The 22,715-nt window shown below is 67.8% G+C and carries 21 protein-coding genes; 11 read left to right on the plus strand and 10 right to left on the minus strand.

Annotated elements, in window-relative coordinates; translation table 11 throughout:
* Window positions 1-8: 8 nt before the first annotated feature.
* Both J8847_RS14505 and J8847_RS14510 read right to left on the minus strand, forming a co-directional pair.
* The gene (locus tag J8847_RS14505; protein WP_211525423.1) at window positions 9-2,330 is read right to left on the minus strand and encodes a molybdopterin cofactor-binding domain-containing protein; all 2,322 of its coding nucleotides are present in this window, start codon (window positions 2,328-2,330) and stop codon (window positions 9-11) included.
* Entirely contained in the window at window positions 2,287-5,457 is a 3,171-nt protein-coding gene (locus J8847_RS14510) for an EAL domain-containing protein (RefSeq protein ID WP_211525424.1), read from the minus strand. Before J8847_RS14510 ends, J8847_RS14505 begins: the two co-directional genes overlap by 44 nt.
* 205 nt (window positions 5,458-5,662) lie before the next feature.
* Between J8847_RS14510 and J8847_RS14515 the strand changes: the two genes are divergently transcribed.
* Window positions 5,663-6,175 (plus strand): DUF1993 family protein, encoded by a 513-nt coding sequence (locus J8847_RS14515; RefSeq protein WP_211525425.1) that lies wholly within the window; start codon window positions 5,663-5,665, stop codon window positions 6,173-6,175.
* A gap of 4 nt (window positions 6,176-6,179) precedes the next feature.
* Here the strand turns inward: J8847_RS14515 and J8847_RS14520 are convergent, their stop codons facing one another.
* Together J8847_RS14520 and J8847_RS14525 are read right to left on the minus strand one after the other, a co-directional pair.
* Entirely contained in the window at window positions 6,180-6,392 is a 213-nt protein-coding gene (locus J8847_RS14520) for a DUF1289 domain-containing protein (protein WP_211525426.1), read from the minus strand.
* On the minus strand, window positions 6,373-6,942 hold the full coding sequence (locus J8847_RS14525; RefSeq protein ID WP_211525427.1) for a DUF1415 domain-containing protein: 570 nt from the start codon (window positions 6,940-6,942) through the stop codon (window positions 6,373-6,375). Before J8847_RS14525 ends, J8847_RS14520 begins: the two co-directional genes overlap by 20 nt.
* A gap of 369 nt (window positions 6,943-7,311) precedes the next feature.
* Between J8847_RS14525 and J8847_RS14530 the strand changes: the two genes are divergently transcribed.
* From J8847_RS14530 to selD, 4 genes are all read left to right on the plus strand, one after another.
* Window positions 7,312-8,655: a transglycosylase SLT domain-containing protein gene (locus J8847_RS14530; RefSeq protein WP_229429933.1), complete on the plus strand. Its 1,344-nt coding sequence runs from the start codon at window positions 7,312-7,314 to the stop codon at window positions 8,653-8,655.
* Between the two features lie 371 nt (window positions 8,656-9,026).
* Window positions 9,027-10,682: a DEAD/DEAH box helicase gene (locus J8847_RS14535; RefSeq protein WP_211525428.1), complete on the plus strand. Its 1,656-nt coding sequence runs from the start codon at window positions 9,027-9,029 to the stop codon at window positions 10,680-10,682.
* 103 nt (window positions 10,683-10,785) lie between these two features.
* Complete coding sequence (gene senB / locus J8847_RS14540) at window positions 10,786-11,748, plus strand: selenoneine biosynthesis selenosugar synthase SenB (protein ID WP_211525429.1); 963 nt, start codon at window positions 10,786-10,788, stop codon at window positions 11,746-11,748.
* A gap of 26 nt (window positions 11,749-11,774) precedes the next feature.
* Window positions 11,775-12,830: a selenide, water dikinase SelD gene (gene selD, locus J8847_RS14545; RefSeq protein WP_211525430.1), complete on the plus strand. Its 1,056-nt coding sequence runs from the start codon at window positions 11,775-11,777 to the stop codon at window positions 12,828-12,830.
* Here selD and J8847_RS14550 read toward each other — a convergent pair.
* The 5 genes from J8847_RS14550 to egtD all read right to left on the minus strand — a co-directional run bounded on the left by J8847_RS14550 (window position 12,827) and on the right by egtD (window position 17,536).
* Window positions 12,827-14,020, minus strand: a complete 1,194-nt coding sequence (locus tag J8847_RS14550; protein ID WP_211525431.1) for a glycosyltransferase — start codon at window positions 14,018-14,020, stop codon at window positions 12,827-12,829. The genes selD and J8847_RS14550 overlap by 4 nt on opposite strands.
* A gap of 49 nt (window positions 14,021-14,069) precedes the next feature.
* On the minus strand, window positions 14,070-14,315 hold the full coding sequence (locus J8847_RS14555) for a hypothetical protein (RefSeq protein WP_211525432.1): 246 nt from the start codon (window positions 14,313-14,315) through the stop codon (window positions 14,070-14,072).
* 93 nt (window positions 14,316-14,408) lie between these two features.
* Entirely contained in the window at window positions 14,409-15,368 is a 960-nt protein-coding gene (locus J8847_RS14560) for a YihY/virulence factor BrkB family protein (RefSeq protein WP_211525433.1), read from the minus strand.
* The gene (gene egtB / locus J8847_RS14565) at window positions 15,365-16,603 is read right to left on the minus strand and encodes an ergothioneine biosynthesis protein EgtB (RefSeq protein ID WP_211525434.1); all 1,239 of its coding nucleotides are present in this window, start codon (window positions 16,601-16,603) and stop codon (window positions 15,365-15,367) included. The genes J8847_RS14560 and egtB overlap by 4 nt, the downstream gene beginning before the upstream one ends.
* Window positions 16,604-17,536 carry an L-histidine N(alpha)-methyltransferase gene (gene egtD / locus J8847_RS14570; RefSeq protein WP_229512849.1) on the minus strand — a complete coding sequence of 311 codons (933 nt, stop codon included), beginning with the start codon at window positions 17,534-17,536 and terminating at the stop codon, window positions 16,604-16,606.
* 204 nt (window positions 17,537-17,740) lie between these two features.
* Here egtD and J8847_RS14575 point away from each other — a divergent pair, with 204 nt between their 5' ends.
* The 6 genes from J8847_RS14575 (at window position 17,741) to J8847_RS14600 (ending at window position 22,195) form a co-directional block, all read left to right on the plus strand.
* Window positions 17,741-18,622 carry a putative selenate ABC transporter substrate-binding protein gene (locus J8847_RS14575; protein ID WP_211525436.1) on the plus strand — a complete coding sequence of 294 codons (882 nt, stop codon included), beginning with the start codon at window positions 17,741-17,743 and terminating at the stop codon, window positions 18,620-18,622.
* A gap of 13 nt (window positions 18,623-18,635) precedes the next feature.
* Complete coding sequence (locus J8847_RS14580; RefSeq protein ID WP_211525437.1) at window positions 18,636-19,451, plus strand: phosphonate ABC transporter ATP-binding protein; 816 nt, start codon at window positions 18,636-18,638, stop codon at window positions 19,449-19,451.
* A gap of 1 nt (window position 19,452) precedes the next feature.
* Entirely contained in the window at window positions 19,453-20,274 is an 822-nt protein-coding gene (locus J8847_RS14585; protein ID WP_211525438.1) for an ABC transporter permease, read from the plus strand.
* The gene (phnE, locus tag J8847_RS14590) at window positions 20,271-21,056 is read left to right on the plus strand and encodes a phosphonate ABC transporter, permease protein PhnE (protein WP_211525439.1); all 786 of its coding nucleotides are present in this window, start codon (window positions 20,271-20,273) and stop codon (window positions 21,054-21,056) included. The genes J8847_RS14585 and phnE overlap by 4 nt, the downstream gene beginning before the upstream one ends.
* Before the next feature lie 14 nt (window positions 21,057-21,070).
* Window positions 21,071-21,715 carry an ABC transporter ATP-binding protein gene (locus tag J8847_RS14595; protein WP_211525440.1) on the plus strand — a complete coding sequence of 215 codons (645 nt, stop codon included), beginning with the start codon at window positions 21,071-21,073 and terminating at the stop codon, window positions 21,713-21,715.
* A 189-nt stretch (window positions 21,716-21,904) separates the two neighbouring features.
* A complete protein-coding gene (locus J8847_RS14600) occupies window positions 21,905-22,195 on the plus strand; it encodes a hypothetical protein (RefSeq protein ID WP_211525441.1) in 291 nt (96 codons plus the stop codon).
* On the opposite strand, the gene J8847_RS14605 is transcribed toward J8847_RS14600, so the two are convergent.
* Window positions 22,192-22,659: a hypothetical protein gene (locus tag J8847_RS14605; protein ID WP_211525442.1), complete on the minus strand. Its 468-nt coding sequence runs from the start codon at window positions 22,657-22,659 to the stop codon at window positions 22,192-22,194. The genes J8847_RS14600 and J8847_RS14605 overlap by 4 nt on opposite strands.
* Window positions 22,660-22,715: the final 56 nt, after the last annotated feature.

A 22,715-nucleotide genomic window follows, 5' to 3' on the forward strand; every position in this document is an offset into this window, starting at 1 on the left:
CGTCCACCCTACGCCAGCCGTAGCGGCAAACTTCTCAGCCGCTGCCCCGTCAGCTTGAACAGCGCCGCCGCCACGGCCGGCGCCACCGGCGGCACGGCCGGTTCGCCCACGCCTTCCGGATGCGCCGCGCTCGGCATGATGATGGTCTCGACATGCGGCGCCCGGTCCATCCGGACCACCGGGTAATCGCCGAAGTTCGACTGCTGCACGCGCCCGTCGCGCAGGGTGATTTCGCCGCCCAGCGCCGCCGACAGCCCGAACACCACCGCCGATTCCACCTGCTGGGCCACGATGTTCGGGTTGACCACGATCCCGCAGTCGATCGCGCACACCACGCGGTGCACGCGGATATCCTTGCCCTCGACCGACACCTCGGCCACCTGGGCCACCGTGGTGCCGAAAGAGCGGTGCAGCGCCACGCCATGCGCGCGGCCTGGCGCCGGCTCGCCGGCCTGCTTCACCGCCGCGTCCAGCACCGCGAGCGCGGCGGGTTGACCCGCCAGCAGCGCGCGCCGGTAAGCCACGCTGTCCTGGCGGGCTTCATGCGCCAGCTCCTCCAGGAAGCTCTCCTTGAAGAAGGCGTTGTGCGAATGCCCGACCGAGCGCCAGTAGCCGATCGGCACCGCGCTGTCGACGGTCACGTGCTCCACGCGCAGGTTCTCGATCGCATACTGCTGGTCGAATTCCCCCTCGGCCGTGGTCTTGTCCGGCCCCACGGCGGGCAAGCCCAGGTTGCGCGGGAAGTACTGGTGGCCGATGGCAGCGCTGGCCGACTTGTTGTTCCAGGCGACGATGTTCCCTTCGGCGTCGAGGTGGGCGCGGAAGCGCGCCAGCGCCGCCGGCCGATAGACGTCGTGGGTGGTGTCGTCCTCGCGGGTCCAGATCAGCTGCACCGGCTGGCCGCGCACGGCCGGGGCGGCGGCCACCGCCACCGCCTGGGCCACCATGTCCACTTCCAGGCGCCGGCCGAAGCCGCCGCCCAGCAGCATGACCTCGATTTGGACCTGCTCGCGCCCCACGCCGGCCACGCGCGCGGCCACGTCGACCGCGATGCTCGGCACCTGGGTCGAGGCCCACAGCCTGACCTTGCCGTCCGCCACCTGGGCGGTGCAGTTGATCGGCTCCATCGTGGCGTGCGCCAGGTAAGGCGCGCGGTACTCGGCATCGATGCGCCGGGCGGTCTTCACCTCCTGGGCGCCGCTGTCGTGGTACACGTAGCCGCTCTCCTCGTCGAGGGCGCGCGCCAGCTGCTCGAACACGCCCTCGCTCGACAGCGCGGCATGCTCGCCCTCGTGCCAGTTCACCGTCAGCGCATTCACCGCCTGGCGCGCCTGCCACCAGCTGGACGCCACCACGGCCACGCCGGCGCCAGCGCCGGTGCGCTCGCCCAGCGCCGACGAGAAATCGGTCACCGCGATCACGCCGGGCATGCCCTTGATCTGCGCGGCATCGAAACCGCCCACCTTGCCGCCCACCACGGGCGACATCTTGAGCGCCGCGTACACCATCCCGGGCGGGCGCGCGTCGATGCCGAAGCGCGCGCTGCCATCGGTCTTGATGCGGCTGTCCACGCGCGGCACCGGCTTGCCGATCAGGCGGAAGGCGCCCGGCTCCTTCAGGCGCACGTCTTCCGGATCGACCTCGGCGCCCAGCTCGGCCGCCCGCGCGGCAAGCGAGCCATAGCCGGCGCGGCGGCCGTCCGCATGGATCACGAAACCGTCTTCGGTGCGGCAGTCGGCCAGGTCCGCCTTCCATTGTGCGGCGGCGGCGCGCAGCAGCATGGCGCGCGCCACGGCGCCCGCTTCGCGCATCGGCGTCCAGGCGTCGCGCACGCTGCTTGATCCGCCGGTGAACATGATGCCCAGCTCGCGCCCGACCTTGGCCAGCAGCCAGTTCGCGCCCTGGCTAACGCCGCCCTCGTCGTCCGGATGGAAAGGCAGGTTCTCGCGCATCACGGCGACGTTGGCGAAGATCTTGTCGATCGGGGCCCTGGCCACGCGCACGGCGGCCAGCGGCACATCGAGCTCCTCGGCCAGCAGCATCGGCAGCGCGGTGTGCACGCCCTGCCCCATTTCGCTGCGCGGCACCACCACCGACACCGTGCCGTCCGGCGCGATCGCGACCCAGCCGTTGAGCGCCACCGCGCCATCGGTCACCGGCAGCGGATCGGCCGTGTGCAGGCGCTGGCGCGGGGGCTGCACGCCCCAGCCGACCAGCAGCGCGCCGGTCGCCAGCACGCCGCCGATCAAAAAGCGCCGGCGGCCGCGCCGCGCGGGTAAGGCCGGGTCAGTCTGCGGCGCCGGAGGCGGCACCAGCTTCAAATTCCTCATTGCGATCGTGTCCCCATCGTGCCAGCACCTCGTGCGCGGGTACCGGCTTGCTGTACAGGTAGCCCTGCGCCCGGTTGCAGCCGTGGCGCAGGAGGAAGGCGGCCTGCTCCTCGCGCTCCACGCCTTCGGCGATTACGGACAGGTTCAGGCTCTTGCCGAGCTGAATGATAGCAATTGCGATGGCTTCGTCGTTGGCGTCGGTCGAAATATCCTTGATGAATGAACGGTCGATCTTGAGCGTCTGCACCGGCATCTGCTTCAGGTAGGCCAGCGAAGAATAGCCGGTGCCGAAGTCGTCGATCGCCAGCCCCACGCCGACCGCATGCAGGTCGTTGATGAACTGGAGCGCGTCGCCGGTGTTCATGATCACCGACTCGGTCACTTCGAGCTGCAGGCGGGCGGCCTCCAGGCCGGTGTCGGCAAGCACGCCGGCCACGATGCCGGCCATGCCGCCGCGCTCGAACTGGCGCACCGACAGGTTGACCGCCATCTTGGGCACGCGCAGGCCTTTCGCATCCCAGGCCACCATCTGGCGGCAGGCTTCGGCCAGCACCCACTGCCCAAGGTGGGCGATGAAGCCGGTGTCCTCGGCCAGCGGGATGAAGCGGTCCGGGGTCACCAGGCCCAGTTCCGGGCTTTGCCAGCGCACCAGGGCCTCGACGCCGATCAGGCGGCCGCTGTCGATTTCCACCTGCGGCTGGTAAGTCAGGAAGATCTCGTTCTTGTCCACCGCGCGGCGCAGCAGGGCTTCCAGGCGCAGGCGCTCGACGCCCTCGCCGCTCATGGTCGGCGCGTAGAAGGCATAGCCGTTGCGCCCGCGCGCCTTGGCCTGGTACATGGCGACGTCGGCGTTACGGATCAGCATATTCAGGTCGGCGGCGTCCTGAGGGAACAGGCTGATGCCGACGCTGCCGGTGACGAACAGCTCGTAGCCCGAGACCGTGAACGAACGCTCGAACATGCGCATCAGCTTTTCCGCCACCTTGGCCGCGCCCAGCGCGCCGTCCACGCCTTCCAGCAGCACCAGGAACTCGTCGCCGCCCAGGCGCGCCAGGGTGTCGCCTTCGCGCAGGCAGCCGGCCAGCTGGCTCGCCACCTGCTTGAGCAGTTCGTCGCCCACATGGTGGCCGAGCGTGTCGTTGACGTTCTTGAAGCGGTCCAGGTCGATGAACAGCACCGCCAGCTGCTCGCCGTCGCGCGACGCGCGGGCCATGGCGTGCTGCAGGCGGTCGTGCACTAGCAGGCGGTTGGGCAGCGCGGTCAGCGGGTCGTGGTGGGCCAGGTGGTCGAGCTTTTCCTGCGATTCCTTGACCTTGGTGATATCGCTGAACACGCATACATAATGGGTCACCGCATCGTGGTCGTCGCGCACCGCGGACACCGTGAGCCATTCCAGGTAGACCTCGCCGTTCTTGCGCGTATCCCACAGTTCGCCGCGCCAGAAACCGGTCTCGGCCAGGTCGCGCCAAAGGTCGCGGCAGAACTGCTCGTCCCTGCAGGCGCCATGGGTCAGGTTCGAATGCCGCCCCAGGGCTTCCGCTTCGGTATACCCCGTAATCTGGGTAAAGGCGGGGTTGGTGGCGGCGATCCTGCCATCCACGTCGAGCACCATGACGCCGTCCGCGATGTGTTCCAGCACGGTGGCGGACAGGCGCAGCTTTTCCTCGGCCTGCTTGCGCTCGGTGATGTCGGCGAACACCCAGATGCTGCCCTCGTCCGGGCGCGCCGGATCGAGCGCGCAGCCGCTCACCAGGCACCAGAAGGTGCTGCCGTCGCGGCGCTGGAACTGGCGCTCCTCGCCATGGTCCGCGCCCTGGCGCATGGCTTCGTGGTGTTCGCTCAGGGCGCGCGCATAATCAGCCTCCCCGGCGAACAGCAGCGCCGTCGAACCGCCGGCCAGCTCGCCGTCGCCGTAGCCGAACAGCTCTTCGCAGCGGCGGTTGGCCGACACGATGCGGCGCTGGCGCACGAACAGCACGCCGAACATCACATTGTCCAGGATCGCGCCCTGCTCGGTCAGCAGGGCCTCGATGCGCATCTCGTTGTGCTTGCGCTCGCTGATATCGGAAATGATCCCGTCCACGCGGAACGCCTCGCCGTCCGGCCGCCCGAAAGGCTGGCCGTTTTCCAGCACCCAGCGCTCGATGCCGCCGGCATCGAGGATACGGTATTCGATCTCGTAGGCGCGGCCGGCGAGCACCGCATCCTTGACCAGCTGGCGGTGCATGCGCCGGTCCTCGGGATGGATGATGTCTTCCCAGTTGTCGGTGGTGGCCAGCATGAAGCGCTCGGCCGGATAGCCCGAAATGGCTTCGATGGCGTCGCTGACGAAATCGATCGGTCCGCCCGGACGCACGCGGAAAACCGCGCCCGGCACCTGGGTGACGATGGTGCGGAACTGTTCTTCGCGGCGGCCGATGTCGGCGAACAGGTCGCGGATCGCCATGCGCATGCGCTCCATCTGGTTGCCCAGGCGCCCCAGTTCGTCGCCGGCCGACAGCGCCAGCGGGGTCTCGAAGTCGCCGCGCGCGAGGCGGTCGGAAAACCCGGTCAGGGTGCGCAGCGGCGACAGCAGGCGGCGCTTGAGCAGCAGCGCGATCAGGAGCAGCGACACGCCCACCTGCAGCGCCAGCACCAGCGCGTAGTTGCGCTGCTTGGCGCTCAGCTCCTGCTGGCTGCGGTAATCGTCCATCTCGATGGCCACGCGGCCGATCTGCTGGCCGCGCACCACGATGCCGCGCTCGGCGCGGTAGAGGCGTCCGAGCGGATCGCCCTGGGCGTGCACGTCGATGAAGTCGGCGTCGGACAGGCCGCGCACCTCGACCCGCACCACCGCCGGGTCGCGCATGAAGGAATCGGCCAGCGAGCGCGCCGCCTCGACGTTCATGTCCCACAGCGATTCCTGCATGCCGAGGGCCAGCACCTCGGCCTTGCGCTCCACGGCTTCGTTGAGGGAGGCGATGGTCTCCTCGCGCTCCTTCACGCCGAGCAGCAGATAGCCGCCCACCGCGGCCGGCACCGCCAGGCTGGCGAACACCACCAGCAGCAGCGCCCCATACAGGGAACGGCCGTACAGCCGCATCAGGCGGGACGGCAAGGCGCGGAGATCGATGCGGGACTTGGACATGAGCGGGACATGGAACGTGGCGGCGCCGAAGAGCCGGGCGCCCGACGGACGCAGCGGTATTGCACTTGCAATGCCATTGTCAGATTATGCACAGAAGCTTGCCATGCGTCACTAAATATGCAGACGGCATGCACCTGCGGCCGCGCTGGTGTCTGCGCCGCGCGACAGGAATTGCTATGATTGAATTCTTTTCAAGGAGAGACGCATGAGCATGACCATGTATACGGCCACCGTGCCGGTGTTCCGCCAGATCCTCGGCGCTCTGGCCGATGTGCTGGAAAAGGCGGAACGGCACGCGCAGGACAACAAGATCGAGCCCGCCGCCCTGCTGCAGGCGCGCCTGTTCCCGAACATGTTCCCGCTGGTGCGCCAGGTGCAGATCGCCGCCGACTTTGCCAAGGGCACCACCGCGCGCCTGGCCGGGGTCGAGGTGCCGCGCTACGACGACAACGAACAGAGCTTCTCCGAACTGCAGCAGCGCATCACCAAGACCCTGGGCTTCGTCGACAGCGTGGCGCAGGCGGAAGTCGACGCGGGCGCCCAGCGCGCCATCACCCACGGCGCCGGCGAACGGGCGCGCCACTTCCCGAGCGGCGAAGCCTATGTGACCCGCTTCGCGCTGCCGAACTTCTTCTTCCACGTGACGACCGCCTACGCGATCCTGCGCCATAACGGGGTGCCGATCGGTAAAAAAGACTTTATCGGCGAGTACGAGTAATCAATCAGGTGTTGCGGCGCGGGTAGCCCTGGGACAGGATCCGCACCCACACCCTTTCCTTGTCCTCGGCGCTCATCGCGACCCAGTTCGCCACTTCGGCGACCGTGCGGCCGCAGCCGCGGCAGACTTCGTCGAAGGTGGTCGAGCAGACCGCCACGCAGGGCGTATCCGGACGCGCGGGCGCTCCGCCCGCCTGGTCAGCGCGCGGGGCCGACATCGAGCTTGTCCCAGCCTTCATGGCCGAGCTGTTCCATGGTGTCGATATTCTTCTCGAAGATCTCGGCGGCGTCCGGGAAGGCTTCCACGGCGCGCGCGATGCTGTCCTCGCGCAGCAGGTGCAGGATCGGATACGGCGCGCGGTTGGTGTAGTTCGCGATGTCGTTCACGTCGGTGTCGGCGAACTGGTACTGCGGGTGGAAGCTTGCCACCTGCAGCTCGCCCTCGAGCTGCATGTCCTCGACGGCGGCGTCGGCCACGTCCAGGAATTCGTTGTAATCCTCGAAATCGTTCAGCACGAAGGGATGGATCAGCAGGGTCGTGTCGACCTGCTCCGGATCGGTGTCCGACAGGTGCTGCAGCTCGTCCATCAGGGTCTCGAGCAGCGCCTCCGGGGTGGTGGCGTTCGAGACGACATAGCGCACCTGCTCCTTGACGTAGACCGATTTGGCGAAGGGGCACAGGTTCAGGCCGATGACGGCCCGCTCCAGCCAGCGGCGAGTCGCGGCGATGACGGCGTCATCGTCCACATTCAGGTTGGGGGTACTCATGATGGAATCTCGATAAGAAAAAGCATTCTGCGAAGACCGGATTGTACGCACTCTTTGCGCGGCCTCATAGGTTGACAGGCTGGCAAGGCTAAGGTTCCAACAAGGCTCAGGCCGGTGCACCGCTCCACCACCCAAGGGAAACATACCCCGCCGGGCATCCGGAAAATGCCGGCGTCCCAGCCCTTAATTAGCGGCAAAAAGTGTGATACTCCCGGCATCTTCAGTTTTCATGATGCCAACTTGCAAAAATGACTTGAGTAAAGTTTTTTGTAACCGAGGCCGATTATTTCTTGACTGGCTCAGCGCTTCATTCGTACACTGGCCCCTTGAACCATGTGATTAGTTCCTGAACGCAACACTGGACTCGCTATGCACGACACGACCCGCTCCACCCTCGCGCTGGCCGCGCTGGGCCTCCTGGCCGCAGCACCGCTGACCCACGCGATGGACACGCCGTCCGCTCCCGCCTCGCTGGCGGCAGCCGCCGCAAACGCCCGTCCGGCTCTGCCGCAGGCACTGGCCCCCGCCAAGACCGACTTCAAGGCCGACGAGTACCGCGAAACCGACCTGTGGGCGCGCATCCGCAGCGGCTACGCGATTCCGGACGTCGACAACACCCTGGTCAACCGCCACGCCCAGTGGTACAGCAGCCGCCCGGACTACCTGGCGCGCATCTCCGGCCGCGCCTCGCTCTACCTGTACCACGTGGTGCAGGAACTGGAAAAGCGCGGCATGCCGACCGAGCTGGCCCTGCTGCCGGTGATCGAATCCGCCTTCAATCCGCAGGCCCTGTCGACCGCCAACGCAGTCGGCATCTGGCAGTTCATGCCGGGCACCGGCAAGGACTACGACCTCAAGCAGAACATGTTCAAGGACGAGCGCCGCGGCGTGGTCGCCTCGACCGATGCGGCCCTGACCTACCTGCAGCGCCTGTACACCATGTTCGGCGACTGGCACCTGGCCCTGGCGGCGTATAACTGGGGCGAAGGCAATGTTCAGCGCGCCATCAAGAAGAACCAGGCGCTGGGCAAGCCGACCGATTTCGAAAGCCTGGCCGAGCTGATGCCGGCCGAGACCCGCAACTACGTGCCCAAGCTGCAGGCGGTGAAGAACATCGTCGCCGCCCCGAACCAGTTCAACGTGACCCTGCCGGCGATCGAGAACCAGCCCTACTTCACCGCGATCGACAAGACCAGCGACATCGACCTGGCCGTCGCCGCCCAGCTGGCCGAGATGTCGGTCGACGAATTCAAGGCCCTGAACCCGCAGTTCAAGAAGCCGGTCATCACCGGCGGCGAAAAGACCAAGATCCTGCTGCCGAAGGAAAACGCGGAGAAGTTCCACGTCAACCTGGCTTCGTTCGGCAAGGCGCTGTCGTCCTGGACCACCCACAAGATCACCAGCGCCAAGGAAAGCATCGCATCGCTGGCCTCGAAGTTCGGCACCACGCCGGAAGTGATCCGCCAGGCCAACAACATCCCGGACCGCACCCGCCTCAAGGCCGGTTCGACCATCCTGGTGCCGAAGACCTCGGCCATGGCCCACACCGACATCGCCGAGAACATCATCGACAACGCCGTGGTCGCTTTCGAGGCCGAGCGCAGCGCCGTCAAGCGCGCCAAGGCCGGCAAGGCCCAGCGCTTCAAGGCCAAGGCCGGCGTCTCCAGCACCAAGAAGTCGCGCAACACCAGCTCGACCCGCAAGCGCCGCTGATCCGGCAGCGCTTTCCAGTCGTTTCCGCAAGGCACAAGGTGCACACGGCTATGCCGTGTGCGTGCACGCTTTGCGAAACTCCTGTATAGTACGGTTTGTGCGCTGCAAAAATCCGCGACCATCGTCGCCGGCGACAGCCCACAGCAGCAGCACTTTTAGCAGCTACGCAAACCCAGGCGGCTCTTTCGAGCGCCTCCCATAAAGCCCTCCCGCCCTGCGTGTCGTTGTCAGACACCGTCCCGGCGCAAAGCTTTTGTGCCGAAATTTCTTTCATTCTGAGTCATTTCGTTTGTCGGTTCGCGTTGCTATTTTGCGTTCGCAGTGTTTGTGCCGCGAATGCGCATGAATTATCCGAAAGAGTAAAGAATACAATGAGTTTTGAAGCACTAGGCTTACACGCGTCCCTCGTCAAGGCAGTTACCGCTGCCGGCTACACCGCTCCGACCCCGGTGCAGGAGCAGGCGATCCCTGCCGGCATCGCCGGCCGCGACATGCTCGTCTCTTCGCAGACCGGCTCGGGCAAGACCGCGGCATTCATGCTGCCGGCCCTGCACCAGCTGGCCGGCATCGAGTCCGCCCCGATGAGCCGCACTCCTGCGCAAGAAGCGCAGTCGGCCCGAGCGCGCGGCGAGCGCGTCCGTTTTAAACCGGCCCAGCCGAAGATGCTGGTCCTGACCCCGACCCGCGAGCTGGCCCTGCAGGTCACCAACGCGACCGAGCAATACACCACCGACATGCGCCGCATCCGCGCCGTGTCGATCCTGGGCGGCATGCCGTATCCGAAGCAGATGCAGCTGTTGTCCAAGAATCCTGAGATCCTGGTCGCGACCCCGGGCCGCCTGATCGACCACATGGAGTCGGGCAAGATCGACTTCTCGGAACTGAAGATCCTGGTGCTGGACGAAGCCGACCGCATGCTGGACATGGGCTTCATCGAAGACATCGAGAAGATCGTCGAAGCCACCCCGTCGACCCGCCAGACCATGCTGTTCTCGGCGACCCTGGACGGCGTGGTGGGCAACATGGCGCGCCGCATCACCAACGATCCGCTGGTGATCCAGATCGCCAGCGCCACCAAGCGCCACGAGAACATCGTGCAGAAGGTGCACTTCGTCGACGACCTGTCGCACAAGAACCGCCTGCTCGACCACCTGCTGCGCGACGAGACGCTGGACCAGGCCGTGGTGTTCACCGCGACCAAGCGCGACGCCGACATGATCGCCGACCGCCTGAACATCGGCGGCTTCGCTGCCGCCGCCCTGCACGGCGACATGCACCAGGGCGCGCGCAACCGCACCCTGGACAGCCTGCGCCGCGGCAGCATCAAGGTGCTGGTGGCGACCGACGTCGCCGCTCGCGGCATCGACGTGCCTAACATCACCCACGTGGTGAACTACGACCTGCCGAAGTTCCCCGAGGACTACGTGCACCGTATCGGCCGTACCGGCCGCGCCGGCCGCAACGGCATCGCGATCTCGCTGGTGAACCACGCGGAGAACATGAACGTGCGCCGCATCGAGCGTTTCACCAAGCAGCCGATCCCGGTCGACGTGGTGGAAGGCTTCGAGCCGAAGCGCGCCACCCCGACCGCCCGTCCGGGCTGGAAGCCGGGCGACGGCCGCAACGGCAAGCCGGGCCAGCGCAGCTTCGGCAAGCCTTCGGGTCCGCGCCAGGGCGGCTACGAGCGTCCGCAGTACGACCGCGCGCCGCGTGAAGGACAGGCCGAGCGTCCGCAGTACGACCGCGCTCCGCGCACCGGCGGCTACGAGCGTCCGCAGTACGAAAGCCGCTACGCCGACCGTGGTCCGCGTGAAGGCCAGGGCGAGCGTCCGCAGTACGCGGAACGCGCTCCGCGCGAAGGCGCGCCGCGCTACGGCGACCAGCGCCGCCCGGCCGGCGCTGCCGCCCCTGCTCCGCGTGAGGGCAACCGCTTCGGCGGCCAGCGCGACGGCCAGCGCCGCGAAGGCGGCTACAAGGGCTCGCACCCGCGCTCGATGGACGGCTCGCGTCGTTCGTTTGGTGAATAAGCTGGGCTGAAAAGCCTGTAGTGAAGAACGGCTGCCTGCGGGTGGCCGTTTTTTATTTCTGGCTGCTCTTATAAACTTGGGTTCCGACACGGAGACACGAGCATTGAGAAAGCGCATCCTCATCGTCAGCCCCGCCCTGGCGCGGGCAAACAACGGCAATTGGCAAACGGCCAGCCGCTGGGCGCGTTTCTTGCGCAGTGTCCATGAAGTCGAGGTGACCGACACCTGGCAACCTGGCGATCCCGCCCCCGACCTGCTGATCGCGTTGCACGCCCGCCGCTCTGCTGCGGCATTGGCGGCGTTCACCGACAAGCACCCGGACAAGCCCGCGCTCCTGGTCCTGACCGGCACCGACGTGTACCGCGACATCCACGAGTCGCAGGAGGCCCAGGCCTCGCTGCAGCGCGCCACCGCACTGGTCGCCCTGCAAGGCGACGCCGTCAACCAGCTCCCCGCCGCGCTGCGCACCCGGACCCACGTCATCTACCAGTCGGCGCCAGCCCTGCGTCCCTGGCATCCGCCGGCACAACGCCGCTACATCGACGTGTGCATGATCGGCCACCTGCGCGACGAAAAAGACCCGCTGACCTTCATCCGCGCCGCCGGGCACCTCACCCATCCGGCGGCGCGCCTTCTGCACATCGGCGGCGCACTCGACCCGGCGCTGGGCGAAGCGGCAATGCAGCCTCGCCCGCGCTACCGCTGGCTCGGACCCCTGCCCCACGCCGACGCGCGCCAGCGCCTCAAGCGCTGCCACGCCATGGCGATCGCCTCGAAAATGGAAGGCGGCGCCAACGTCATCATCGAAGCCGTGACCTGCGGCGTGCCGGTCTTCGCTTCCGACATCGGCGGCAACCGCGGGATGCTGGGCGCGGACTATGCCGGCTACTTCCCGCCCGGCGACCACGAGGCCCTGGCGCGCCTGATCGAGCGCAGCATCGCCGACCCGGATTTTTACGCGCTGCTGCGCCGCCAGTGCGCCGAACGCGCCCGCCTGTTCGCCCCAGGGGCCGAACAAGCGGCCCTGCGCGACTTGGTGGATAATCTGCTGCACGCAAATATGTAACGCAACACACAAGGATAGCAACCGACATGAGCACCACGCCCGAACAAGCCATCAAACTCACTTCCTTCTCGCACGGCGGCGGCTGCGGCTGCAAGATCGCTCCCGGCGTGCTGGCGGAAATCCTCCAGAAGTCCAGCGGCTTCCCGGTGCCGAAGGAGCTGATGGTCGGCATCGAGACCGCCGACGACGCCGCGGTCTACAAGCTCAACGACGAGCAGGCCCTGATCGCCACCACCGATTTCTTCATGCCCATCGTCGACGATCCCTTCGACTTCGGCCGCATCGCCGCCACCAACGCGATCTCCGACGTGTACGCGATGGGCGGCACCCCGATCATGGCCCTGGCCCTGGTCGGCATGCCGGTCAACAAGCTGCCCCTGGAGACCATCGGCCAGATCATCCGCGGCGGCGAGTCGGTGTGCTCGGAAGCCGGCATCCCGATCGCCGGCGGCCACACCATCGATTCCGTCGAGCCGATCTACGGCCTGGTGGTGATGGGCCTGGTGCACCCGTCCAAGGTCAAGCGCAATGCGGACGCGCGCGCCGGCGATGTGCTGGTGCTCGGCAAGCCGCTGGGCGTGGGCGTGCTCTCGGCCGCCCTCAAGAAGGACAAGCTGGACGCGGACGGCTACGCCGCCATGATCGCCAACACCACCAAGCTCAACAAGCCAGGCCGCCTGCTGGCCGACATGCCGGGCGTGCATGCGCTGACCGACGTCACCGGCTTCGGCCTGCTGGGCCACCTGCTGGAACTGGCGCGCGGCGCCAGGCTGGCGGCGCAGCTCGACATGGCGAAGGTGCCGCTGCTCCCCGGCGTGCTGCAGCTTGCCCACGACGGCTTCTTCACCGGCGCCTCCGGCCGCAACTGGGACGCCTACGGCAAGGACGTGGACCTGGACCCGGCGATCACCCCGGCCCAGCAAGCCCTGCTGACCGATCCGCAGACCTCCGGCGGCCTGCTGGTCTCCTGCGATCCGTCCGCCGTGGACGAGGTGCTGGCCCTGTTCCAGCGCGAAGGCTTCGGCGACGCCGCGGTCATCGGCCGCATGGAAGCCGGCGCAGCGCGCGTACGCGTCGCCTAAGCCACCATCTGCTCGAAGCGCCCGGCCAGCATGCGCGCCTGCTCGCCGGGGCGGTAGTCCGCGTAGCGCGCGGCGAAGGCCCTCGCCGCCGCGCGGTAGCCCGGCGCGCCAAGGAGCGCGCGCACCATCCCGTCCCAGTCGTGCGGACGGGAGGTCTCGGCCACGTTGATGCCCGCGCCAAGATGGCGCACCCGGCGCGCCAGCATGAAGCTCTCCGCCGAATGCGGCATCAACAGCACCGGCACGCCCGCCAGCAGGGCGCGCGTCACACTCGACTCCCCCGCCACGCCGACGAACAGTTCGCACTGCGCGAACACCTGCTCCAGCGCCAGCGGCGCGCGCGCATAGCGCAAGGCCGGCGCGGCGAATGGAGGCGCCTTGCCCGCCGCGATCGCGGGCGCATAGCACAGCACCCGGCATCCCTGGCGGACCAGCGCCGCCAGGCAGGCGCTGTCTTCCTCCCCGTTGCGCGACAGGTAGACGAAGACGCGCGGCCCTTCTCCTTGCGGCCATTCCGGGGCGATGCCGCCGCCTGCCGGCAGGTTGGGTCCCAGCCAGGTGCTGGCGCCGCCGCGTCCGTAATGGTCCAGCTCCGGCCAGGTGCACAGCAGCGGATGATCGCCCAGCAGCAGCTCGGCGCCATGCGCGATCGGGGCTGCGCCGTGCGCCGCCAGCACCGCGTTGCAAGACGCCAGCAGGCGCTGTTCGCCGGCGGCCAGGCGGCTGGCCGGCAGTTCGCCGTGCAGGGCCAGCGGCGGCAAAGGCGCGTGTGCCGGAGGCATATAAAAGCCGGCGCCAACCGATGCGCTCTTGATCCCCATGCTGCGCGCGGCCAGCAGCGCGGTCGGTGCGTAATCGGCGATCACGAGATCGGGCTGGTCCAGGGTAAGCAGGGCGCGCCAGCCGTCCACCAGCCCGGACAGCGCGTCGGCGTCGAGGTAGCCGCAGGCGAGCAGGATCTCGGCCAGGCTGGCCGGCTCGGGCGGCAGGCCGGCGGTGCGGTGCAGCCAGACCGGGGCCTGGAAGCTCGGCAGCTTCAGGTCGGCCAGCAGCTTGCGGGTGAGGACGAGGTCGCGCAGCACCAGGCTGACCCGGTGGCCGCGCGCGCTCAAGGGCTGTGCGAGCGAGCGGATGCGGCCGGCGTGACCGAGTCCGCCGCCCAGCTCCCAGCAGAATGTAAAGTGCGCCATGCTCGGCAGTGTAGCTGAGCGCGCCTCATGCGGCCAGGCCGCGAGTCCTTCATTGCCGGCCGTCCGGCGGCACTGACAGGCCGGCCGTAGGCTCGATCCGGCGGCAGCCGAGATGGAACATGCTCTCCCCATCGTCGCCCTGCGCTGCCTCGAACTCGCGTCCATGCACCCAGTCCGGCGCCCGCACCCGGACCGGCTTGCGCAACGAGACCAAGATAGCCGTCACCGCAAGCAGGACCAGCAGCACGGCGCCCAGCGCGAGTGCGACCGGCAGGGGCAAGAAGACTTGGTTCATCACATCCCTCCAGGTTTGTTGCGCCCGATTGGTTTGGCGCAAGACCGTACTCTGCCACTACGGTTGGAAGGGAAAATTGATTAAGCGCAATACTCAGGAACCGGTGACCGGCGGCGCCGGTTCGGTCGTCAAGGTGTCGGTCGACGGCGGCGGCGTGCCCCCGCCCAGCTGTCCCACCCGTTCGTATTCGGCGATGGTCTGGGCGCCCAGCAGCAGCAGGGTCGCCGCGATCTCCAGGCTGAACATCACCACGATGGCCGTGGTCATGGAGCCGTAGACCACGTTCACCTGCGACACGGTCGAGAAATACCAGACCAGCACGTGGCGTGCGAGCTCCCACAGCAAGGCCGCCGTCACGCCCCCGATCAGCGCATGCCAGACCGACAGGCGGCCGACCGGCATCACCAGGTAGATCGAGGTCAGCACCAGGATCTCGCCCGCCAGGCCGAGCAGGTAGAGCAGCGCGCCCGACACCCCGCCCAGCGACCATTCGTAGCCGAACAGCCAGACGCTCTCGGTGCCCATCACCTGCAGGGCGCCCGCCACCAGCGAGACGATCATGATGCCGAAGCCCAGCGCCACGATGTAGCAGTACGGCAGCACGGCCGACACCAGAAAATGGCGGCGCCGCACCGCGAAACGGTGCACGAAGATCACGCTCATCGCATTCTCCAGCACCGTGAACGCCAGGGAGCTGAAGAACAGCATCGTGAGCGCCAGCACCCAGGTGATGATGGGCCGGTTGTCGAGGAAGTTCGCGACCTCGGTGACGATCGAGCGCGACTGGCCCGGCGCCAGCAGCTCGAGGTAGCGGCGCAGGGTGTCGAGCAGCTCGGTCTGGTCGATGAAGTGGGACAGCACCACCACCACCAGCATCAGGAAAGGCACGATGGACAGCAGCGCGTAATAGGCGACGGCGCCGGCCAGCAGCAGGCCCTGGTTGGCGCGGAAACACTTGATGACCTGCAGGGTGAAGGCCAGCGGATGCGACAGTACGTAGCGGTTGGCGCGGTGGTCGAGCAGGCGCGCACGCCAGTCTCGCGCGCGGATCATCGCGCCAGCCTGATCCCGGTGAACTGCCAGCGCGCTCCAGCCGGGAAAAAGTTGCGGTAGCTCGGACGCGCATGGCCGTCGGGCGTGGCGCAGGAGGAACCCCGCAAGACATACTGGTTGACCATGAACTTGCCGTTGTATTCGCCGATGGCCCCCGGCGCCGGGGCGTAGCCTGGATACGGTCCGTAGCTGCTGCTGGTCCACTGCCAGCAGGCGCCGAATATCTGCTGCAGGCCCTCGCCGTCGGCGCCGTCCGGGTGCAGGCTGCCGCCGGACAGCGAGGCCTGGCGCGCGGCGAATTCCCATTCGCACTCGGTCGGCAGGCGTGCTTTGCGCCAGCGCGCGTAGGCGTCGGCCTCGTATAGCGACACATGGGTGACGGGCCGCGCCAGGTCGAGCGCCTGTACGCCGTGTAAGGTGAACTCCTGCCATGCCCCGTCCTGCCGCAGCCAGTACAAGGGCTGGCTGAACTCGCCCGCGCAGACGCGGTCCCAGCCTTCGGCCAGCCACAGCGCCGGATCGCGGTAGCCGCCCGCCTCGACGAATTCCAGGTATTCGCCGTTCGTGACCAGGCGTGAAGCCAGCGAGAACGGCGCCACGTAGGCCCGGTGGCGCGGCAGTTCATTGTCGAAGCAAAAGCCCCTGCCCCCGTAGCCGATCTCGGCCAGACCGCCGTCGAACTCGATGAATTCCAGCGGCGGCGGCGCCGCGGCGCTGTCCAGCGTATCGGGCGTGAAGGCGGGATACATCGGATTCTGGGCCAGCAGGTGCTTGAGGTCGGTGAGCATCAGTTCCTGGTGCTGCTGCTCGTGCTGCAGGCCGAGCACCACCAGCCTGGCCAGCGCCTCGCGCGGCTGTCCTTCCAGCAGGCGCTGTACGCGCCGGTCGACGTCCTCGCGGTAGGCGCGCACCTCGTCCAGCGAGGGCCGCGTCAGCAAGCCGCGGCGCGGACGCGGATGCTTGTCGCCGATGCCGTTGTAGTAGGAGTTGAACAGCATCCGGAAGGCCGGGTGGTGAGGCGCGAAGCCTTCCTCGTGCGGCTCCAGCACGAAGGTCTCGAAGAACCAGGTGGTGTGCGCCAGGTGCCATTTGACCGGACTGGCGTCCGGCATCGACTGGGCGCAGCAATCCTCGGCGGACAGCGGCGCCGCAATGCCCAGCGAGCGCTGGCGGACCGCGGCAAAGGCTTGCGCCAGTTCGCCCATCGGCATGCCTCCTGTGCGCAGCGCGTCCATTCAGATCGCCTGCGCGTGGATGACCGCGAACCAGCGCTGGGGATCGGTCCAGACATGGGTCGCCTCGAAGCCGGAACGCTCCAGCAGCGCGATGGCGTCGGCCTGCTGGTACTTGTAGCTGTTCTCGGTGTGGATGCAGTCGCCCGGCTCGAAGCGCCGGCTGCCGCCGCGCCAGTGCACGTCCTGGGCGGCGCGCGCCTCCAGGTGCATTTCCACGCGGCCGAGCTCGGGCCGGTAGAAGCCGTGGTGGCGCCATTGGCGGATGTCGAAGTCGGCCTCCACCAGCCCGTTCACGTGGCGCAGGATGTTCAGGTTGAAGGCGGCCGTCACGCCCAGCGCGTCGTCGTAGGCTTCGTCGAGCACGGCCTTGTCCTTGGCCAGGTCGATGCCGATCAGCACCCCTCCGTCCTTTCCACACTGGGCGCGCAGCCGTTGCAGGAAGCCGTGGGCTTCCTCGGGCGTGAAGTTGCCGATGGACGAGCCGGGATAGAAGAACAGGCGGCGCTCGGCCGCTACCTGCGGCGGCAGCTCGAAGCGGTTCGAGAAATCCATGCCCAGGCCTTCCATGGCGATGTGCGGGAAGCGCTGGCGCAGGCGCGCCAGGGCGTCGCACAGGAACTCGGCCGAGATGTCCACCGCCACGTACTGGGCCGGCTGCAGCAGCGGAAACAGCGAGGCCGCTTTCGCGCAGTTGCCCGCGCCCAGGTCGATCAGGGTCACGCCGCTGCCGGCGACGCGCGCGATCTCGGCGCCATGACGCTCGAAGATGCCGGCCTCGGTACGGGTCGGGTAATACTCGGGCAGCTCGCAGATGGCTTCGAACAGCTTGGAGCCCAGCGCATCGTAGAGGAACTTGGGCGAGATCCAGGCCTCCGGCGCCAGCAGGCCCGCATGCAATTCGTCGGCTACGTGCGCATTTGCAACCTGCGCCATCGCAGCGCTGGACAGATTGTCGGTCGTGCAGGATGTCAGCATAAGGTTTATCATTCGTGCCGCCATGCCGCACCATGCGAGATGGCCTGGAACTCTTGCAGTTTTTGCTATCATAGCGGAATCCGCCATTGCACCGCACCCGCCAGTTTCTAGCGTGCTTCCCCTTCGGCGCACCATTTCCCTGACTCAAAAAGAAGAACCATCATGACCCTTTCCCTCCGTCGTCGTTTCCTGCACACCTTGTTCGCTGCCTCGGCCGGGGCCCTGCTCTTCACCGGCGCAGCCTTTGCCCAGAGCAGCAGCGGCGTGCTGCGCGTGTCCGCCATTCCGGATGAGGCGCCCACCGAACTGCAGCGCAAGTTCAAGCCGCTGGGCGACTACCTGGCCAAGGCGACCGGCCTCAAGGTCGAGTTTACCCCGGTGACCGATTACGCGGCCTCGGTCGAAGGTTTGATCCAGCGCAAGATCGATATGGTCTGGTTCGGCGGCTTCACCTTCGTGCAAGCCAACGTGCGCAGCAAGGGCCAGGTCACGCCGCTGGTGCAGCGCGCCGAAGACGAGAAATTCCGCTCGGTCTTCATCACCACCCAGCCCGGCATCACCAAGCTGGAAGACCTGCGCGGCAAGACCCTGAGCTTCGGTTCGGAATCCTCGACCTCGGGCCACCTGATGCCGCGTTCCTTCCTGCTCGGCGCCAGGATCAATCCGGATACAGACCTCAAGCGCGTCGCCTTCTCGGGCGCGCATGACGCGACCGTCGCGGCGGTGGCGGGCGGCAAGGTCGATGCCGGCGCGCTCAACATCTCGGTGTGGGAAAAGCTGGTCGAAGCCAAGAAGGTCGACCCGAAGGTGGTGCGCGTGTTCTACACCACGCCGGGCTACTACGACTACAACTGGACCGTGCGCAGCGACATGGACCCGGCGCTCAAGAAAAAGATCACGGACGCCTTCCTGGCGCTGGACGCATCGACGCCGCAAGGCCGCGAGATCCTGGAACTGCAGCGCGCGACCAAATTCGTGCCGACCAAGACCGCGAACTACGCCGCCATCGAAGCGGCCGCGCGCAACGCGGGCCTGCTGAAGTAATCCCGGCGCTTACATGACCACCTTTCGGCTCCAGCGCGTGACAGTGCGCCACCTGGCGGGCAGCAAGGCGCCCGCCCTGCACGCGCTCGACCTGGAAGTGCGGCGCGGCGAGCAGCTGGCCCTGATCGGCCCGTCCGGCGCCGGCAAGACCACCCTGCTGTCCACCCTGGCCTGCGCCCACCGTCCCGCCGAGGGCCGCCTGGAAGTGCTGCACCAGGAGCCGTGGCGCCTGACCCACGGCGAGCGCCACCGCCTGCGCGCCCATCTGTTCCTGGCGCCCCAGACGCCGCCGCTGCCGCCGCGCCAGCGCGTGGTGACGGCGGTGCTGGCCGCGCGCCTGCCGCACTGGAGCCTGTGGCGCGCGCTGGCCTCGCTGGTCCACCCCAGCGACCCGCAAGCCGCGCACGCGGCCCTGGCGCGCTTCGGCCTCGGCGACAAGCTGTACGCGCGCGTCGACCGCCTGTCCGGCGGCGAGCGCCAGCGCTGCGGCCTGGCGCGCCTGCTGCTCTCGAGCGCCGAAGCCTTCCTGGTGGACGAGCCGATCGCCGCCCTCGACCCGCTGCTGGCGCGCCATACGCTGAGCATCCTGCGCGAGGAAGCCTCGGCGCGCGGCGCCACCCTGGTGTGCAGCCTGCACCAGGTCGACCTCGCGCGCGAGCAGTTCCCGCGCCTGGTGGGCCTGCGCGAGGGCCGCATCGTGTTCGACGCGCCCAGCGCCGAGGTCAGCGACGCCATGATCGCCGAGCTGTACGCCAACGAAAGCGTGCAGCCGCAGACGCAGCCGCCGCACGAAACGCCGGACCGGCTGGCGGTCGGCGCCTGCTACTGAGATGAGCGCGCAGTTCCGCGATCCGGCCTGGCGCACCCGCGTCACCGCTTCCCTTGTCTTCCTGGCCCTGCTGTGGCCCATGCTGGCGGCCAGCGAATTCAAGCCCTGGATCCTGTTCGATCCGCAAAGCCTGCGCGCCACGGCCATGTTCCTGGGCGACTTCCTGCGCCCTTCGCTCGAGCCGGAATTCCTGCGCATGGTGCTGCGCGACACCTGGCAGACCATCGCCATCGCCACCGCGGGCCTGAGCCTGGCGCTTGCCGCGGCCATCCCCGCGACCATCCTGATCACCGAACGCCTGTCGGTGTCGCGCCTGGGCACCGGCCGCATGCATCCCGCCGGCGCCGCCCTGCGCCAGGGGCTGCGCTGGGTGCTGGTGTTCCTGCGCAGCGTCCCCGAGCTGGTGTGGGCGCTGCTGTTCGTGCGCATCGTCGGCCTGGGCCCCACCGCCGGCGTGCTGGCCATCGCCCTGTCCTACTGCGGCATGCTGGCCAAGGTGTATGCCGAAATCCTCGAATCCTCCGACGCCCACGCCACCGACGTCCTGCTCGCCAACGGCAGCGGGCGCCTGCCGGCCCTGCTCTACGGCGCCCTGCCCGAGTCGAGCGCGGAGCTGGTGTCCTATACCGTCTACCGCTGGGAGTGCGCGATCCGCGGCTCGGCCGTGATGGGCTTCGTGGGCGCCGGCGGCCTGGGCCAGCGCCTGGACGAATCGACCAAGATGATGGCGGGCGGCGAAGTGGCGACCATGCTGATCGTGTTCGTGCTGCTGGTGGCCTGCGCCGACCTGGTCTCGAAGCTGCTGCGCCGGAGGCTGGGATGAATCTGCCGCCGCGCCCTCGCCCCTCCTACGGTACGCTGGCACTGCTCGCCGGACTGATGGCGCTGGTCGCGGCCAGCTTCGCCTCGCTGCCGCTGCAATGGAGCGCCTTCTTCACGGCCGAAGCCATCGGCTCGGCGCGCGAATTCGTGGCCGGCTTCGCGCCGCCCGATCTCGCCCCGAGCTTCCTGCGCAAATGCCTGGACGCGCTGTTCGAGACCCTGGCCATGTCGGCCGTCGGCACCTTGCTTGCCGCGCTGGCCGGGCTGGCGCTGGCCCTGCCCGCGTCCGGGCGGCTCGGCGCGGCCGTGCGCGCCCCCTTGCGCATCGTGCTCAACGTGCTGCGTTCGGTGCCCGAGCTGGTCTGGGCCGTGGTGCTCCTGATCGCGGCCGGCCTGGGACCGCTGGCCGGCACCCTGGCGCTGGCCCTGCATACCAGCGGGGTGCTGGGACGGCTGTTCGCCGACGCGCTGGAGAACGTGCCGCCGCTGCCGGAAGCGAGCCTGCGCAGCAACGGCGCGCCGGCCCTGAGCGCCTTCTTCTACGCTACCTTGCCGCAGGCGCTGCCGCAGATGCTGTCGTACACGCTGTACCGCTGGGAGAACAATATCCGCGCGGCGGCGGTGCTGGGCGTGGTCGGGGCCGGAGGCCTGGGCCAGATGCTGAAGTACCATTTGTCCCTGTTCCAGATGCAGAGCGCCGCCACGGTGGTGATCGCGATGCTGCTGCTGGTGGCCCTGGTCGACGCCGCCAGCTACCTGCTGCGGCGCAGCTTGACCCGATGATGACGCGATAAGCCATGCTCGAACTCGACCATCTCAGCAAATCCTATGGCGGCCGCAGCGTGCTGGCCGGCCTGTCGCACGTGTTCGAAGCGGGCCGCTTCGTGGCGATCATGGGCGAATCGGGGGTGGGCAAGTCGACCCTGCTGAACCTGATCGCGGGCCTGGACGCGCCCGACGCGGGACGTGTGATCGTCGACGGCATGGTGATGTCCGCGCTCGACGACAATGCCGCCACCCGCCTGCGCCGCACGCGCATGGGCTTCATCTTCCAGGCCTTCCACGTGCTGCCCCACCTGACCCTGCGCCAGAACGTGGCGCTGCCGCTGCTACTCAACCGGGAATCCAGCGAGCGCGCCGACGCGATGCTCGCGGCGGTGGGCCTGGGCGGCCGCGGGGACGATTTCCCGCGCCAGCTCTCGGGCGGCGAGATGCAGCGGGTCGCCATCGCGCGCGCCCTGGTGCACCGCCCCGCCCTGCTGCTGGCGGACGAACCGACCGGGAACCTCGACCCGGAAACGGCCGGCGGCATCCTCAAGCTGCTGCGCAGCGAAACCCGGGCTCACGGCGCCGGCGCCATCATGGTCACCCACTCCCACGCCGCCGCCGCGATGGCCGACGAAGTCCTGCTCCTAACCCGATCCGGATTGAAATTGGCGTAAGTTCCGCGAAGAAATGATGCTTTTAGCATCTATTCGCGCATCTGTTCGTTAAATAACGTGCATTGCGTAAGACGCAATCGTAGTAGTATCACAACGACCCGCCACGCATAAGTCACCACAACAGGCAGGGCTACCTTCCAGAACAGTCGATCTGTCTTGAATCCATGTGCCTAATTGTGGAGATCCGCCATGAGCGTACGACAGAAAAAACAGGAAATGCTCGCAGCGATGCATCGCGCGCGCGCCCTGGAGCCATCGAGCTTCGTGCCCAATAAACTACTCGACACCCTGATCGAACGCATGCAGCTCAAGAACGACGCCGAGCTGTGCCGCGTGCTCGAGGTCCAGCCTCCGATCATCAGCAAGATCCGCCACCGCAAACTCAACGTGGGGGCGACCATCCTGCTGCGCATGCACGAAAAGTCGAATATTCCGATCCGCGAACTGAAGGAGCTGACCAGCGCATCGCAGATCCATTAATTCTGCGCGGGCGGACGTCCGGTCTTGAGCTGGGGCAGCGCGCCGAGCACGGTCTTGAGGGTGGCCACGTCCAGCTGGCCCAGCAGGGCCACGCCGATGCGCAGCAGTTCGCTCTTCTTGACGTCGATGCCGGCGCGCAGGCAGGCCTGCTTGACCTCGGCCAGCACCGCATATTCCTGCTCGGGCATGGTGAAGCTGTCGCGTACCAGGACGGGACGCGCTTCCGGCACGGGTTCGCGCGGGGCCGCTGCCGGCGCGGCCGCCTTGCGTGCGGTCTTCTTCGCCGGCGGAGTCAGCACCGCCCTGGCGGCGGCCTTGACGGCGGTCTTGACGCCGGTCTTGCTCTTGCTGGTCACGGCCGCCTTGGGCGCCGCCGCCTTGGGGACCGCCTTAGGGGCTGGCTTGGTGGCCTTGGCCGTCTTCGCCGTTTTCGCCGCCGGGCTGGCGGGCGTCTTTCTCGGCATGTGCTGCTCCATCGTTCAAAAGGGCAAACAATATAAACGATTTGCCCGTTGAACGA

This window comes from Massilia sp. AB1 (assembly GCF_018119385.1).
Classification (GTDB): domain Bacteria; phylum Pseudomonadota; class Gammaproteobacteria; order Burkholderiales; family Burkholderiaceae_D; genus Telluria.